The sequence below is a fragment of the Marinobacter adhaerens HP15 genome (assembly GCF_000166295.1).
GTDB lineage: Bacteria > Pseudomonadota > Gammaproteobacteria > Pseudomonadales > Oleiphilaceae > Marinobacter > Marinobacter adhaerens.
Window position 1 is genome coordinate 1,387,157 of record NC_017506.1, and the last position, 16,562, is coordinate 1,403,718.

Here is a 16,562-nt window from a genome sequence, read left to right on the forward strand (position 1 = left end):
TGATGGAAATTTCATTTCACGGAGCCGATCTGGGCGTAACCGGATCATGTCATCTGGTCCAATGCGGCGGCCAGAAGATATTGATCGATTGCGGCCTTTACCAGGGAGGGCACGAACTGAATGAAGAAAATCGGGCGCCGCTTGGTTTTGATCCGGCTGATATAGATTACCTTTTGCTCACTCACGCCCACCTCGATCATTGCGGTCGAATACCGCTTCTGGTGAATCGAGGTTTTCGGGGCGAAATCATCACCACCGCTGCAAGCAGAGAGTTGGCCAAGCTGGTTATGCTGGATGCGGCAGGGCTTCAGGAAGAAGAGGCTGAGAGACAGGCCCGAAGACATGCTCGACACGGGCACAATAAAGAAGAGCTGACTGGCCCGCTATACACAACGCTTGATGCGCTCAACAGCCTCGATCATTTTGGGCGCACAGCGACGTATGGGGAGGCTATAGCCCTTGGAAAGGGCGTTCAGGCGACTTTTTCTGATGCCGGGCATATTCTGGGTTCCGCATCTGTTTTGCTGGAACTTGAAGAGGAAGGAAGAAAGAGGCGGGTGTTGTTTTCCGGGGACCTTGGCTACCAGGGGCGCGCTATACTGCGGGATCCGAATCCGCCTTCAGATGTGGATGTGGTCGTGATGGAAACAACCTACGGCGATCGTCTGCACAAGTCGCTGAGGCCATCCGTTGAAGAGCTCTATGAGGCAATCAACAGCACGTTCGCAGCTGGCGGAAATGTCATCATCCCTACCTTTGCCCTGGAACGAGCCCAGGAGATTCTTTATTACCTTCGGGAGGGTATCAAGGCTGGAAGCCTCTCTGGATCAATTCAGGTGTTCCTGGATTCCCCGATGGCAATCTCTGCGACAGAGATCTTTCGACGTCACCCGGAGTGCTATGACAAAGACGCCTGCGAACTGTTCAGTGAAGGACACGATCCTTTTAATTTTCCCGGCCTCCACTTCGTGCGTCAGACGTCCGAGTCGATGGCTCTGAATCGGCTGGGAGGTGGGGCCGTCATAATGGCAGGTTCCGGGATGTGCACGGGTGGCAGGGTTCGTCACCACCTCAAACATCACTTGTGGCGCAAGGACTCCAGTATCGTGTTCGTGGGCTTTGCCGCCAGGGGCACGTTGGCGAGGCTCATCGTGGATGGCGCCAAAGAAATTCGACTGTTCGGCGAGGAGATTCCGGTACGAGCCAACATCCATACCATTGGAGGATTTTCCGCCCACGCCGACCGCGATGAGCTCTTGGCCTGGCACCGTCGAACCGGGAGTCCGGCTCGAACGTTCCTGGTCCACGGCGAGCAAGATACGATGGAGTCGTTTGCTGCGCAGTTGAGTAACACGGAGGTCATCATGCCAGGCCTACACGAGGAGTATTCCCTCTAGTTTGCTGGCCACTGCCAAGTGCAAGAAAACCAGGGGGGCGAGGTGAGCGTGCCCCTTTTTGTTATCAGGAACCTACAGCCGGAATCGCGCGACCAGATTCTGCAAATCGCTGCCGAGTCTGGCCAGTTCGCTGCTGGAGCTGGCGGTCTGGTTCGATGAGGCGGCGGACTGATCGGTAACATCCCGAATGCTGGTAATGTTCTGGTTGATTTCCTCGGCCACCGAAGTCTGTTGTTCGGAAGCTGTGGCAATCTGACTGTTGTACTGTTTGATCTCCTCCACAGCACGGGCAATGCGCTCAATGGTCGTTCCGGTTGCCGTGGCACGTTCAAGGGTGTTCGAGGCCATGGTGGTGCTGGACTCCATCGCGGACACCGAGTCACCGGCGCTGTTCTGAAGTGACGTTACCAGAGTCTCGATTTCCTGGGCCGATGATTGTGTCCGCTGTGCGAGAGAGCGCACCTCATCGGCCACCACGGCAAAGCCGCGGCCCTGCTCACCAGCCCGGGCTGCCTCAATAGCGGCGTTCAGCGCCAGCAGGTTGGTCTGTTCGGCGACGGATTTGATCACATCCAGAACGGTCCCGATGTTGGCGGTTTCTTTCTGGAGTCCCTGGATGGTCTCCATGCTCTGGCTGACTTCGCGTGCCAGATTGTTGACCTGATCCACGGTCGCGCGGACTTCCCGCTCGCCGTCGCTGGCCTGGCTGGCCGCATCGGCGGCCACGGAAAAGGCCTGTTCGGCGCTGCGGGCGATCTCACTAACGGTTGCGGTCATTTCGTTCATGGCGGTAGCAACCTGATCGGTTTCCTGCTTCTGACGATTGATGCCATCGCTGGTCTGGCTGGTAACAGTTGAGAGTTCTTCTGCCGAGGCTGCAATATTGGACGCCCCCGACTCAATACTTCTTACCAATTCCCGGAGGCTGGTCACCATGGTAGCCAGGGCAGCCATCAGTCGTCCGATCTCGTTGGTACCGCTGGCCTTGATATCTACGGTCAGGTTGCCGGAAGCCACCTCGGAGGCGATGTTCACTGCCTGGTTAACGGGGGAGACGATGGCGCGGGTAATGAGCAGGGCCATCAGGATGCCAAGAATAAGAGCGATACCGGTTGCGCCGAAGATCAACCAGGAAGCCTGCTCACGATCAGCCTCCATTTTCTGAGCCTGGAGCGCCCGTAGGCCATTAGCCTGCTCGATGGCATTTCTCGCAGTGCTGACCATATCATCAGACAGCTGCTCTCCCGTGTTGGTCAGATCCACAACCGCTCGAAATTCGCTGACGTAAGTGTCGAGCGCTGCATTGATCTGCTTTTTCTCGTCGTCAGTGATTGCCGCTGATTTCAGAGGGCCCTGGACTCTTTTCGCGTCCTCAAGATACGCCTTCACACTGGCGTCGTCCTGCTCGATGAGGAATTTGCGTTCCGAGCGGCGCATGTCTTCAAAAATGGCGGAGGCAAAGAACAGAGAGCTGTGGGCCTTCAGGGAAGATCCGAAGATGCGGGCACTGGTTTCAAGGCGTTCGAGCGCTGCGTCCCGTTCATCAATGTTGGTTTCAACCTCGCCCATGAGCCGCTGGTATTGTTTTACGTCTGTCTGAATCTGTCCCAAGGTTTCAATATCTGCGGGTGCAACGAGTAGTGGCTTGATCTTACTTATCAGGTCCAGAACCCGGTCGCCCTGGGCCTGAGTTCGGGCAACAGCCTGCGCCTCACCGGTCAGCAAGAAGTTCTTCTCCTCAACCCGGGCTTCGGTCAGGTTGGTGTTTACCTGCCCGAGCATGGCAACAATGTTCGAACGTTGGCCATAGCTCTCCAGGGCCCGATCACCTACCAATCCAACTACGATGGTCAGCAACAGGAGAACCGCAAAGCCGCCAGCCAATCTGGTCCGGATGGTCATGTTGGTGAAGAAGCTCGAGACTGTCATGGTTGTCCTTACTTGCTTGAGGGCAGCATCAAAGCGTGGTTTTGCCTCATTTTTAGCACGAGGCAGCAAACGAAATTGATACACCGAGGAAATTTGGAATCTTTTATTTGCAACTATTAAGGCCGCTTTTATCAAAAGAATCCAGAGGCATACCGTAACAGATAGTTTCTGGACGAGTTTATTTGATACGGAAATGCAGTCATTCGCCGAAATAAAAAATCATTAAGCAGTGAGCCTACAAGGACTCGAGGGTGAACACTGCCTGATTGGTATTGAGGTCTGCTCGACTTTGAGCGTGCGACAAAAAGTCACACCTATCGATTTGGTGGCTAGACAGGGACGACTGGCTGCAACTGCGAGTGGTGTTATGGAGTTTTCTTTCACAGGTAATTGTCATGAGACTCCTGTTGGTGGGGGTCTCATGGCTGAGTATACGGCCGATCGCGATGTTGCACCTTTGCGCTTCTGGCAAAAGCATGAGAACTGTTCGTGCTAGATTGTTCTACTAGTTGTAACTAAAAAGCATTTGCTTATCAGTTTTTGTGCTTTACGATTGTGAATGAACGGTAATCTTGAACTGCTCTATGTTTTGGATTTTCTGAACTGCATTAGGGAAAGCATTATGACTACTACAAAAAATGATTTTGCGAGAAATCGACTTGCTAGCGCCGTGTTTTGTTCCATGATTGGCCTGCCGTGTGTGGCTGTTGCGGCAACGATGGAGGGAGTGAACGAAGAAAACCTTGCGGTTCCACCGGTTGAAGGTAAAACCCTGGTGTATACCGATACAGAGGGAACTGCCAGCTTTGGGTGGCTCGATCCGGTTAACGATTTTGGCAATGTAGGGTTGGGGATCAAGGTCTATAACGAGCCGTTCACCGCCCAGCAGACATACGATTTTGCCGGTTGCCTGATGGCCCAGCCCGATCGTGCCCCCGGCGACAACTGTACAGCCCCGCCTGATTCCGGAAAGCGTTTCAAGCTCAAAACAACCGAAACCAATGGTCCCATCGACATCGTTGTCGACGTGTCAGCCGATGATTCTGTAAGTCTCTACCGGGTGATTGGCAAGTTTTCCAATCTTACCGACGCCTCCAATTCGGTTGGCGGTGATTTGAATGCGATCCGTTTCGAGCTCGGTTTTGGGGTTGGAAGCGAGTTTATGCGTTCATCTGTTGGTGATGGCCTCGGCTTTGGTTTCGCTGGTAATGACAAGCTTAGCATCGGGCCGGTTGGCAAATACCCCGGTGGTCTTTTTGGCGGAAGTAAAGTGGAAGGCCTTCCGTTCTTCAGTACCGAAGTTGCGCCTTTCACGGAATCGGTAGGAACGGCTGCCGATGGAGATGTGCTTGAAACCAATGGCACCATTGCCACGCAGTACAGTTCTTTGTTTGGTGATTGGCGGACGCTGAGCGAAACGCCCACGGGATGGTTTATTGATCACGACGGTAATCCGGCCAACGACTCGATCCTTCTGGCTTATAACGCCGGAACGGCTTCCGCGCCGGATTGGCAGACTTATGAAAAAGTCTTTAGTACGACAGTTGAGGTAGATGCCGATGGCGACAATACGGTAGATACTCTCGCTGATCGATGGGATCCCAACAGCATTAACTTCGACCCGAGCGTAGCCGATGATGTAGGGCCAATTGTGGATACCTTGGGTGAGGGGGATGCCCAAGATACTGTACCTGATGCAATTTCATTGAATCAGTCTTCTGCTGCTGGCCTGTATGTTGCCGATTACAACAATACGGGCGAGGGTTTCAAAGTCCTGATCGATGGCGAGGCTGTAGCCATTGATGCCTTCGCCGAGTGGGCTAATCAACCTCCGAAAGTGCTCAATACTTCAGACGGCTCCCTCTACGCTACATGGAGGTCTGATGAGGGTGAGGATGGGTTGTATGAGTTGGCAGACGGCTCGTTCGAAACTCTTGAGGCTGTAAACGCGACGATTCTGGCTGATGAAGCGGCATATGAACGCGTTGCCGGTTATGTTCAAGGCCCGATTGAAGATCTCGCCAACGTCAATATCAACCCCACAATTTCAGTGGGCGCGGCTGCCAATTGGCCAACCTGTACTGGTGATGGTGTGAGTACGACTTGTAGCTTCACGTTCAGGGTTACCGGTCTGAATGGTGCAGTTGATGATCCGATGATTCCAGATACTCCGGTTGAACCCGAGCCTGAAGAGCCCACTGCAGCGTCCAGTAGTGGCGGCGGTACCATCTTTGGTTGCACCGCAGGCAAACCAGGTGCTCCGTTCGATCCGGTTCTGCCGGGCCTGGTGCTGATGGCGATGGGCGGCTTGTGGGCGCGTAAGCGTCTACGCAATGCCTGAATAATCTCGAGGTAAAAGGCGCAAATAAAAAGCGGGGCTGACAATCAGCCCCGCTTTTTTGTGGCCCGGAACAGCAATGTCCGACTACTGGCTGTTTGATCCTTTCATCTTATACTGCTGATTCTTGCCGTTACCGCCACCCCCGGCGCCTTGCCCATTTTGCTGGCCCATACCCTGGCCCATGCCTTGCCCGTTCTTCTGGCCCATGCCCTGGCCTTTACCCATGCCTTGTCCGGAACCCTGTCCCATGCCGTTCCTGAGCTCAACGCCACGCTCTCTGGCTCGTTCCATCATCCGTTCATGGTGGAGCTGGCGGTACTTCGCACGCTCGGCGTCGGTGTTCAGGTTGCGCATGGTTTCCCGGTGCTGTTGCAGCTCTTGCTGGGTCATCAGTTCCCGTCCGAAAACCTGGTCGTCCGATTGGGCGGCAACCGGCATACTGGCCAAAGACGCCAGTAACGTGGCGCCAGCTATCAAGCTCAATGATTTTTTCACTCTCATGGTTAATCCCCTTCGTTCTATGGATATAACTAAAGTATAGGCCAAGTCAGAAGTTTTGGGGTTATGAGTAGTACCTATGTATTTCCCGGGTGCATGTAGTACCAAAAGGGTGTATCTGCGGTTGAGTAGTGCGTTACCACATCAGATCATCAGGGATTTCGTAGCCTGCGTAAGGATCATCCTCGCCTGCATCGTCCTGTTTGCGATCATGAAGTACCACCACGGCGCTCTCATCCCGCTCCATGATTTTTCGGGCAACACCTTCCGCCACAATCTCGTAGTTATCGTTCACGAAAACAATTGCCAGGCGGCCGCGGGATAGCTGATCGACCATAGTGTCGTCTACGAAGAGCTTCTTGATCTTTTTGTCATGAACAAACTGATAGGAGGTTTCGCCGCGGCTTCGGTCCAGCCGGTTGGTTTCTACCAATTGCCGGATCTGGGCCTGGATGGCTTTCTTTTCGGCAGCGCGCTGGCGCTCCAGGTTGAGTTGGCGATCCCGCTCTGCTTTTTCCTCACGGGCCTGACGTGCACGGATCTCGGCCTCGTTAACTTCCACAGCCCCCTTGGGTTGCTGCTTTCTTTTCTTCCGTTTTTCGCTGCGAATGGCCTTGGCTTTTTTCTCGTCGGCAAGGCCGGCCTTCAGCAATTGATCCTGCAGGGATGCCATCAGTAACTCCGTTCTTTCGTTGCATATTCTGGTATCATTTCGGCCTAGTATACGCCCTCATTATTGCCTTCATAACCAGCTTCCGCTGAATCCGGGATTTTCTTCTATGTCTTCTTTTAACGACTTTGGCCTGTCTACCGCCATGTGCTCGAACCTTAACCAGCTGGGGTTTGCCCAACCCACGGAGATTCAGGCGAAGGCCATTGCCCCGGGGCTGGCGGGAAAAGACATCATTGCCATGGCCAAAACCGGTAGCGGAAAAACGGCGGCGTTTGGCATCAGCCTGGTTGAGCGGCTCAATCCCCGTCTGTTCGCGGTTCAGGCGCTCGTGCTGTGCCCGACCCGTGAGCTGGCAGACCAGGTCGCCAAAGCTATCCGTGAGCTGGCGAGGGCCCGGGACAATATCAAGGTGCTGACTCTGTGTGGTGGTGTTGCCATCGGCCCCCAGATCGGGTCCCTGAGCCATGGCGCTCACATTGTTGTGGGTACCCCGGGCAGGATTCAGGACCACCTGCGAAAGCAGACCCTCTCGCTGGTGCGGCTTAAAACCGTGGTGCTTGATGAGGCGGACCGAATGCTGGATATGGGGTTTCAGGAAGCGATGGAAGACATCCTGTCCCAGACTCCGCCATCACGCCAGACCATGATGTTTTCGGCGACCTGGCCGGCGCCCATCCGTGAATTGAGCAAGCAGTACCAGAAAAGCCCGGTAGACGTTCGGGCCGAGGACACCGGTGACAACCCGGACATTGAAGAGCTGTTCTACGAAGTGTCGCCACAGTCCAAATCGGATGCCATCGTAGCGCTGCTTTCCGAGCGTCAGCCCGAGTCCTGCATCGTTTTCTGCACCACCAAACAGCAGTGCGACGACATGGCGGCGGAACTCGGTGAGCGGGGTTTCTCTGCGCTGCCTTTGCATGGCGATCTGGAGCAACGGGATCGAGACAGCGTGCTCGTGCGCTTTGGCAATCAGAGCTGCTCCATCCTGGTTGCCACCGACGTGGCTGCCCGTGGCCTCGACATAAAGTCTCTGCCCCTGGTTATCAACGCCGAGCCCGCGCGGGATCCTGAAGTTCATACCCATCGGATCGGGCGCACCGGCCGGGCGGGGGAGCAGGGTCATGCCGTTACCTTCTGCACGCCGGCCCAGGGGCACAAGATTACCCGCATTGAGTCCGAAAGAGGCCGCAGCGTGACATGGGGAGACACAGAGAAACTCCTGGCGACGCCGCTGAAATCTGTCGTGCCCGCCATGAAGACCCTGTGCATTGCCGGTGGTCGCAAAGACAAGGTCCGTCCTGGCGATGTCCTGGGTGCCCTGACGGGCGAAGCAGGCCTGCCTGGCAAAGCTGTCGGCAAGATTGATCTGTTTGATCATCAGTGTTTTGTCGCGGTAGAGAAGTCGCTTGCAGCTAAGGCATTGGCCAGGCTCGAAAGTGGCAAGGTCAAGGGGCGGAAAATACGCGTTCGATATGCCTGAATGAGAATTGCTTCGTCTGTATAAATGCGTGTCTTTTCGGGCCGCGACGCTCGGAAACCCCGTATAGATTTTTGCATTCAGGTTGCCCGGGCACCCTGAAAACGGTAAATTACGCAGGATTTTGCCCCCCGAATTGTCGCGGAAGCGTGTTAGACCTTAGTCTAACTGGTCAGTCCGGGCACAGATCGGGAGAAATATAAATCAATACAGGTAGCTGTTCGATATGAATGACCTGATGTCACAAGCCGTCGATCTGATGATTGCCGGAATGGGGTTTGTATTCGTGTTCCTCATTATTCTGGTGTTCGCGACACTCCTCATGTCCAAGCTCATAGGACGGTTTGCGCCGCCAGAGCCGGCAACCCCGGCCAAAACGCCACGTGCCAAGCCGAAGGCGCCCGCGTCGGTTGACCCTGACACCGCCGAGGCCATCAAGAAGGCGATTGCACAATTCCGGTCCCGCCACAAGAAGTGAACCGGTAAAAGACTAGAACCTTTAAACAGAAGGCTGACACGATGACTGACACAAAGAAACCGCTGGGGATTACGGACGTTATCCTGCGTGACGCCCACCAGTCCCTGCTTGCCACCCGTATGCGGCTGGATGACATGCTGCCAATTGCCGAGAAACTCGACAAGGTAGGTTTCTGGTCCCTGGAATCCTGGGGTGGCGCTACCTTTGATTCCTGCATTCGCTACCTGGGCGAAGATCCCTGGGAGCGCATCCGCGAGCTGAAAAAAGCCATGCCCAACACCCAGCAGCAGATGCTGCTGCGCGGTCAGAACCTGCTGGGCTATCGTCATTATGCGGATGATGTGGTGGACCGTTTCTGTGAGCGTGCCGCTGAAAATGGCGTTGACGTATTCCGTATTTTCGATGCGATGAACGATCCCCGTAACCTGGATCGTGCCATTAAGGCCGTACGCAAGACCGGCAAGCATGCCCAGGGCACCATTGCCTACACCACCAGCCCGGTGCACACCATCGAGATGTGGGTAGAGCTGGCGAAAGAAGTTGCCGACATGGGTGCGGACTCCATTGCGATCAAGGACATGGCCGGTATCCTCAAGCCGTACGTGGCCTATGATCTGGTCAGCCGTCTGAAGAAAGAGCTGGACATTCCGATTCACATGCAGTGCCACGCCACTACCGGCATGTCGACTGCCACCGCCATCAAGGCGGCGGAAGCCGGTATCGATAACGTGGATACCGCGATTTCCTCAATGAGTATGACCTACGGCCATTCGCCCACTGAAGCCGTGGTTGCGATTCTTGAGGGTACAGACCGTGATACGGGCCTGGATCTGAACCTGCTGGAAGAAATTGCCGCTTACTTCCGCCAGGTGCGTAAGAAGTACGCGAAATTCGAAGGCAGCCTGCGTGGCACCGATTCCCGCATCCTGATTGCCCAGGTACCGGGTGGCATGCTCACCAACATGGAAAACCAGCTGCGTGAGCAGAACGCCAGCGACAAGTTCGATCAGGTTCTGGACGAGATTCCCAAGGTTCGAGAAGACCTGGGCTTCATCCCGCTGGTAACCCCGACTTCCCAGATCGTCGGTACCCAGGCGGTACTGAACGTTCTGACCGGCGAGCGCTACAAGTCCATCTCCAAAGAAACTTCTGCGATCCTGAAAGGCGAGTACGGTGCTGCACCGGCGCCGATGAACAAGGAACTGCAGGAGCGTGTTCTGGATGGCAAAGAGCCTGTGACCTGTCGTCCGGCGGATCTGCTTGAGCCGGAAATGGACAAGCTGACTGACGAGCTCAAGAAGCTGGCCGACGAGAAGGGCATCAAGCTGTCTGACAACGTTGAAGACGACGTTCTCACCTACGCGCTGTTCCCGCAGATCGGCCTGAAGTTCCTGGAAAACCGTGACAACCCGGATGCGTTCGAGCCGGTTCCGACCGCTGAAAGCGCTGCTCCGGCCGCGAAGTCTGAAGGCCCTGAGACCTACACCGTTGAAGTGAATGGCAAGAAGTTTGTGGTTGCCGTTTCCGAAGGTGGAGAGATCAGCCAGATTCAGGGCGAGGGCGGTGCCGCTTCCGCTCCGGCTGCTTCCTCAGCTCCGGCACCCGCAGCGGGTGAAGGCGAGCCTGTGGTTGCACCGCTGGGCGGCAACATCTTCAAGGTTCTGGTTTCTCCGGGTGAAACCGTGGAAGAGGGCGATGTAATGATTATCCTCGAGGCCATGAAAATGGAAACCGAGGTTCGCGCGCCGAAAGCCGGCACAATCGGCGAAGTCTTCATCAAGGTCGGTGATGCCGTCTCTCCTGATGATGAAATGCTGACAATCGCATAAGGGCCAGCATTCCATGGATAAATTAATGACGCTCTGGACAGGCAGTGGCCTGTTCAACATCGAGATCGGCCAGGTGATCATGATCGCCATCGGTCTTCTTCTTCTTTTCCTTGCCATTCGCAAGGGGTTTGAGCCATTGCTTCTGGTACCCATCGGGTTCGGCGGCATCCTGGCGAATATTCCGGAGGCAGGCCTTGCCCTGACTGCGGCGGAAAATGCTATCCACTTTGCCCTGAAGAATGAGGCAGGCCAGATTCTGGCCGCCCTGGCCGCTCCTCTGGATGTTGCCTATCAGGCCGGGCAGGCAGTAACGCCCGAGCTGAAAGAAGCCTTCAAGGTGGCCGTAAAAGAGGCCAGCTACTCCGAAATGGCGATGGCCAACTCCCTGGCCCAGGATTTCGGTTACGGCAATGGCATGCTGTATAACTTCTACTCCGTGGTTATCGGCAGTACCGTTGGCCCGCTGTTGATCTTCATGGGCGTGGGCGCCATGACCGATTTCGGTCCGCTGCTGGCTAACCCCAAGACGATGCTTTTGGGCGCTGCTGCCCAGTTCGGCATCTTTGGTACCGTAATCGGTGCTGCCCTGCTGGACTGGACCGGTGTTCTGGATTTCAACATTCTGGAAGCGGCTGCCATTGGCATCATCGGTGGTGCTGACGGCCCAACCTCCATCTATGTTGCCAGCGTTCTGGCGCCGCACCTGCTGGGTGCGATTGCGGTCTCTGCCTATGCCTATATGGCCATGGTGCCGATGATCCAGCCGCCGATCATGAAGGCGCTGACCTCTCCTGAAGAGCGCAAGATCAAGATGACGCAGCTGCGTCCGGTCAGCAAGAAAGAGAAGATCGTCTTCCCGCTGGTGGTTCTGATTGCGGTCGTTCTGTTCCTGCCGGATGCGGCACCGCTGCTCGGTATGTTCTGCTTCGGTAACCTCATGCGTGAGTGTGGCGTGGTCGAGCGTTTGAGCGACACGGCCCAGAATGCTCTGATCAACATCGTGACCATTTTCCTTGGCCTGTCCGTTGGTTCCAAGCTGATGGCAGACAAGTTCCTGGACGCCCAGACCCTGGGTATCCTGGGCTTGGGTATCGTGGCCTTCGGTGTGGGTACTGCCTCGGGTGTTCTGATGGCGAAGCTGATGAACAAGCTGAGCAAAGAGCAGATCAACCCGCTGATCGGTTCTGCCGGTGTATCTGCGGTGCCGATGGCAGCGCGGGTCTCCAACAAGGTGGGCCTGGAAGCCAACCCGCAGAACTTCCTGCTGATGCACGCAATGGGCCCGAACGTGGCCGGCGTTATTGGCTCTGCGGTTGCTGCTGGTGTGATGATAAAGCTTTTGAGCTGATTATCGGCCCGCAGTACAAAAACCCCGCCTCTGTGCGGGGTTTTTGTGTCTAATGGAAATTCCTGGAATTCACGGGTAACGACTGAATCAGGTGGCTGAGGTCCGAAAGCCGCCCGGCCATCACATGAACAATGTCCCCCTGTCGCTCCAGAACTCCCTTCACATGCAGCAATCGCGCAGTCAGTAACGGCTTGCGCTGCCGCCGTGCTGTTTCCAGCCAGACCACCACGTTCACGTTGCCGGTTTCGTCTTCCAGAGTGACGAAAGTGACGCCGGAGGCGGAGCCTGGACGCTGGCGGCCAGTGACCAGGCCAGCAACCTGCACCGGAATGCCGGCTTTGGTACTTTTCAGTTGTTCGGCACTGAGGCAGAACTTCAGATGGCCCTGGTCCCGCAGTAACGCCAGAGGGTGACGCTGCAGGGTGAGGCCCTGGCTGGCGTAGTCGGCCAGCACATTCTGGCCTTCGGAGGGTTCCGGTAATTGCTCACAGTAGTCCGGTTGATAGTCGACAGCGGTCTCTTCAGCGAACAGTTCCGTGGGCTGCTCGTGATCAAGCAGTTGCCAGTAAGCCTGGTGGCGATTGGCGGTGAAGCCCGGCATGGCGTTGGCCCCGGCCAGCAGCTCCATATCCCGCTGGTTCAGGGCGGCCAGTCGGCGAAGCTCGCTGGCAGAGCGGTAGCCCTCTGCTGGCCGGTTCTGGTGGATACGCTCGGCGCCGTAAACGGACAGGCCCTGAATAATTCTCAGGCCCAGGCGCAGATGGCGGTTTTCGCCTTGCAGGGTGTGGTCCCACTGGCTGGCATTTACATCCGGCGGTAGCACGGTGACATTGTGCCGGCGGGCATCCTGCACCAGTTGTGACGGGGAATAGAACCCCATGGGCTGGCTGTTGAGCAGGGCGCAGTAGAAGGCTGCCGGGTAGTGCCGTTTGATCCAGGCCGAGACGTAGACCAGCAGGGCAAAGCTGGCGGCGTGGGATTCGGGGAAGCCATAGCCGCCAAAGCCGCAGATCTGCTGGTACAGCCGTTCGGCGAAGTCGGCATCGTGGCCACGCTCGAGCATACCGGTGACCAGCTTTTCCCGGAACGGGGTCAGGTCGCCATGGGATTTCCAGGCCGCCATGGCCCGGCGCAACTGGTCGGCTTCGCCGGCGGAGAAGCCGGCCGCCACCATGGCCAGTTTGATCACCTGTTCCTGGAAGATGGGCACACCGAGGGTGCGCTCCAGCACCTTGCGCACGGCATCGTTCGGGTAATCCACCGGCTCCAGGCCGTGCTTGCGGCGCAGGTACGGGTGCACCATGTCACCCTGGATGGGGCCCGGCCGCACGATGGCCACTTCGATCACCAGGTCGTAATAGGTTTCAGGTTTCAGGCGGGGCAGCATGTTGATCTGGGCCCGGGACTCCACCTGGAAAACCCCGATGCTGTCGCCTGTCTGAAGCATGGCGTAGGTGTCACGGTCTTCCTGGGGAATGTCCTGTATCCGGAAAGGCTGGCCTTTCTCATCGCTGATCAGTTCCAGCGCTTTTCGAATGGCGGAGAGCATGCCAAGGGCCAGCACATCCACCTTCATCAGCCCCAGGCTCTCAAGGTCGTCCTTGTCCCACTGGATTACAGTGCGGTCGGTCATGGCAGCGTTCTCTACCGGCACCAGTTCGGCCAGTGGCCCGGCGCTGATCACGAAACCGCCCACGTGCTGGGACAGATGCCGGGGGAAGCCCAGCAGGGTATTCACCAGGGTGAAGAACTGGTCCGCCACCTGTGGGTTGCGGGTGATTTTCTTGTCGAGAATCTGCTGGCGCCAGTTGGTGGCCTTGTCCCGCCAGTCGATGCCTTCCAGCAGCTGTTCCACCAGGGCCGGATCAAACCCCAGGGCCTTGCCAACATCCCGAATGGCGCTTTTGGGCCGGTAACGGATCACCGTGGCAGCCAGGGCGGCGCGCTCACGGGTATAGCGCCGGTAGATATACTGGATAACCTCTTCACGCCGCTCGTGCTCGAAATCCACATCGATATCGGGCGGCTCGTTCCGGTCTTTCGAAATAAACCGCTCGAACAGCAGTTCCACCCGGGCCGGGTTCACCTCGGTTATGCCAAGGCAGTAGCAGACCGCGGAGTTGGCCGCCGAACCCCGGCCCTGGCAGAGAATCCCACGGCTGCGGGCAAAGTCCACGATATCGTGGATTGTGAGGAAGTAATGCTCGTAGTTCATCTCCGAGATCAGGCCCAGCTCCTTGCGGATCAGGCTCTGAACCTGCAGTGGTGTGCCATCCGGGTAACGCCGGCGCTCGCCTTCGCGGGTCAGCCGTTTCAGGTAGCCGGCCGGAGTTTCACCCTCCGGCACCAGATCTGGCGGGTACTCATAGCGCAGGCTGCCGGGCTCGAAGGTGCACTGGCTGGCAATGGCCAGGGTTTCATGCAGCCAGGCTTCCGGAAACAGCCGTTGCAGAACGGGCAGGGGACGCAGGTATCGCTCGCCATTCTGGAACAGGCAGTGGCCGGCATTCTCTAGATTGGTGTGATTGCGCAGGGCTGTCAGTACATCCTGCAGCGGCTGGCGCTCCCGGCTGTGCATGTGCACCTCGCCCACGGCAGCCACGGGAATGCGCAGCTGATCGGCCAGCCAGTGTATCCGCGCCAGCCGCTGCTCCTCGCCGGATTCCAGGGTGCGGGCCGCGGCAATCCAGATCCGGGGATCAAACAGGCGGGCCAGCCACTCGCCGCAGGCCAGCGCTTGATCGGAATCCGCTTCGGTAGGCGATGGGGGCAGCCACAGGCACAGGCAGTCATTCAGGGTGTGGGTTTCAATGTCCCGGTAAAACAGCTGGTAATGGCCTTTCTCAGCCCGACGGCGGCCGGTAGTGATCAACTGGCAAAGCTGGCCATAGCCTTTGCGCGTGCGGGCCAGAAGGATAAAGCGGGGCTGAGTGGCGCCGGCGGGGGCATCCGACAACTCAAACCAGCTGCCGGTAATGAGTTTTACAGGACTTTCTGCCAGCGCCGCCCAGGCCCGGGGAATGCCGGCAACGGAGCAGGCATCGGTGATGGCCAGGGCGGTGTAGCCCAGCTCATGCGCTCGCTCAGCCAGTTCGTGGGGGTGAGAGGCCCCGGTGAGGAAGGTGAAATTGCTGAAGCAAAACAGCTCTGCATACTGCTGCACGGACATCAGCCAAACCACCCATGCACAAACCAGCCTTCCCGGGCATCCCGGAAGACCCAGGCCAACTGGCCGCTGCTCAACTGGGCAATGTAATAATCCCGGTGCACGCGCTGGCCATCCCACCAGCCACCGCTGATGCGCTCAGGCCCGGAAAACCAGGTAACAGGCGCCTCGGTCAGCGGTTGCGGGCCTTTTAACAACCAGAGCGGCCGCCTGGGCAGTTCTGCTGCCGGTACTAGCGGCGTTCCGGTTTTACGCAGAACTTCCGAGGCCGACCAGGCCCGTTCGGGACGATGATCCGCCTGGGGCGAGAGCTGCCTGAGAGCCTGATCGCCCAGACGCGCCTGCAGCCGGCTGATCAGGGTATGCCAGGCTTCATTCAGATCCTGGGTTTCACCCAGCAGATCCTGCCCGGAGGGTGCTTCCCGTGACAGGAAACGCTTCACCAGCAAAACCATGGAGATAACCGGGGCGCTCAGGGAATGTTGCTCCAACCGCAGACGAACCAGGTTCAGGAAATGATCGGCCCGGTGCTCCGGCCCGGATGTGCGAATCTGCAGCCGGGTTGGTTCCGCATGCCGGTGCTTAAGAACCAGCCGCAGGCTGTCGGTATCCTGCTGGCGCCAGCACAGATCCTCTTCCAGTTCGACAAGCATGCGCTGGAGCGGAAACAGCAGCCCCTGGGTGTGTTCTATTTCCTGCACAAAATCCGCCTGTTGCCGGAACGAGTGGGGCGGCTGCCAGGGCGTGCGGGGATCTGGCCGGGTGCCCTGGATTTTCTGGATGTAAGCCAGTAACTCCGGAGACAGGCGCCGCGCCAGTTCGCCGGGCGGTAAATCAAACACCTCTCCCAGCGTGTTCAGCCCCAGGCGCCGCAAACGGGTACAGGCTTTCTCGTTGAATTCCGCTGCCAGCAGGGGCATCTGGCTCAGGCTTCGAAGAATGTGGCCTTTGTCTGCCGTGCATTCCCCCTTGCCGGCGCGGGCAATCAGCCGGGCCGCCAAAGGGGTATAGCCAATACCGATCCAGGCATTCAGCTGGCGCTCATTCAGCCCCTGTTCCACGGTTTGCCAAACGGCGGGCAGCCCGCCATACAGTTTTTGAAGGCTGCCAATTTCGGCTAACAGACCATCGGGCGGCACCAGCACAATATGGGCCGCATAGCGGTACAGCCAGCGGGCCTGATCTTCCAGAATCCTGGCTTCCTGGGTTTCATCGGCCCGCACCATGCCCAGATCCGGCGCCAGGCTGATGGCGGTTTTCAGGCGCATGCCGCTACGAATACCCTGGCTCCTGGCGTCCGGGCAGGCCTGGATCACCTTCTGGCCAGAGCCTTCAACCACCACCAGGGCGCCCTCATCTTCACGGGTGCGCCGAATATGGTCCAGCACCAGGTGCGGGAAATGCAGATACAGCCAGAGCATGGAGC

The 16,562-nt window shown here is 57.4% G+C and carries 11 protein-coding genes; 6 read left to right on the forward strand and 5 right to left on the reverse strand.

Annotated features, from left to right (window positions below):
* Window positions 1-2 precede the first annotated feature (2 nt).
* On the forward strand, window positions 3-1,397 hold the full coding sequence (locus tag HP15_RS06645; protein ID WP_041645150.1) for an MBL fold metallo-hydrolase RNA specificity domain-containing protein: 1,395 nt from the start codon (window positions 3-5) through the stop codon (window positions 1,395-1,397).
* 72 nt (window positions 1,398-1,469) lie between these two features.
* Here HP15_RS06645 and HP15_RS06650 read toward each other — a convergent pair whose 3' ends face one another.
* On the reverse strand, window positions 1,470-3,326 hold the full coding sequence (locus tag HP15_RS06650; RefSeq protein ID WP_041645151.1) for a HAMP domain-containing methyl-accepting chemotaxis protein: 1,857 nt from the start codon (window positions 3,324-3,326) through the stop codon (window positions 1,470-1,472).
* 559 nt (window positions 3,327-3,885) lie between these two features.
* On the opposite strand from HP15_RS06650, the gene HP15_RS06655 reads away from it, so the two are divergent.
* Complete coding sequence (locus HP15_RS06655; protein WP_014576757.1) at window positions 3,886-5,667, forward strand: choice-of-anchor F family protein; 1,782 nt, start codon at window positions 3,886-3,888, stop codon at window positions 5,665-5,667.
* Window positions 5,668-5,751: 84 nt separating this feature from the next.
* Here HP15_RS06655 and HP15_RS06660 read toward each other — a convergent pair whose 3' ends face one another.
* Entirely contained in the window at window positions 5,752-6,168 is a 417-nt protein-coding gene (locus HP15_RS06660; protein ID WP_146162220.1) for a hypothetical protein, read from the reverse strand.
* A gap of 133 nt (window positions 6,169-6,301) precedes the next feature.
* Entirely contained in the window at window positions 6,302-6,838 is a 537-nt protein-coding gene (locus HP15_RS06665) for a DUF2058 domain-containing protein (protein WP_014576759.1), read from the reverse strand.
* A gap of 106 nt (window positions 6,839-6,944) precedes the next feature.
* On the opposite strand from HP15_RS06665, the gene dbpA reads away from it, so the two are divergent.
* The 4 genes from dbpA to HP15_RS06685 all read left to right on the forward strand — a co-directional run bounded on the left by dbpA (window position 6,945) and on the right by HP15_RS06685 (window position 11,970).
* Window positions 6,945-8,318 (forward strand): ATP-dependent RNA helicase DbpA, encoded by a 1,374-nt coding sequence (dbpA, locus tag HP15_RS06670; RefSeq protein ID WP_014576760.1) that lies wholly within the window; start codon window positions 6,945-6,947, stop codon window positions 8,316-8,318.
* A gap of 223 nt (window positions 8,319-8,541) precedes the next feature.
* Window positions 8,542-8,793: an OadG family protein gene (locus tag HP15_RS06675; RefSeq protein ID WP_008172126.1), complete on the forward strand. Its 252-nt coding sequence runs from the start codon at window positions 8,542-8,544 to the stop codon at window positions 8,791-8,793.
* Window positions 8,794-8,834: 41 nt separating this feature from the next.
* Window positions 8,835-10,622, forward strand: coding sequence for a sodium-extruding oxaloacetate decarboxylase subunit alpha (gene oadA / locus HP15_RS06680; RefSeq protein WP_014576761.1), 1,788 nt, complete (start codon window positions 8,835-8,837; stop codon window positions 10,620-10,622).
* 13 nt (window positions 10,623-10,635) lie between these two features.
* Window positions 10,636-11,970: a sodium ion-translocating decarboxylase subunit beta gene (locus HP15_RS06685; protein ID WP_081449825.1), complete on the forward strand. Its 1,335-nt coding sequence runs from the start codon at window positions 10,636-10,638 to the stop codon at window positions 11,968-11,970.
* Window positions 11,971-12,019: 49 nt separating this feature from the next.
* Here the strand turns inward: HP15_RS06685 and HP15_RS06690 are convergent, their stop codons facing one another.
* The gene (locus HP15_RS06690; RefSeq protein WP_014576763.1) at window positions 12,020-15,139 is read right to left on the reverse strand and encodes an error-prone DNA polymerase; all 3,120 of its coding nucleotides are present in this window, start codon (window positions 15,137-15,139) and stop codon (window positions 12,020-12,022) included.
* On the reverse strand, window positions 15,139-16,557 hold the full coding sequence (locus HP15_RS06695) for a Y-family DNA polymerase (protein ID WP_014576764.1): 1,419 nt from the start codon (window positions 16,555-16,557) through the stop codon (window positions 15,139-15,141). Before HP15_RS06695 ends, HP15_RS06690 begins: the two co-directional genes overlap by 1 nt.
* Window positions 16,558-16,562: the final 5 nt, after the last annotated feature.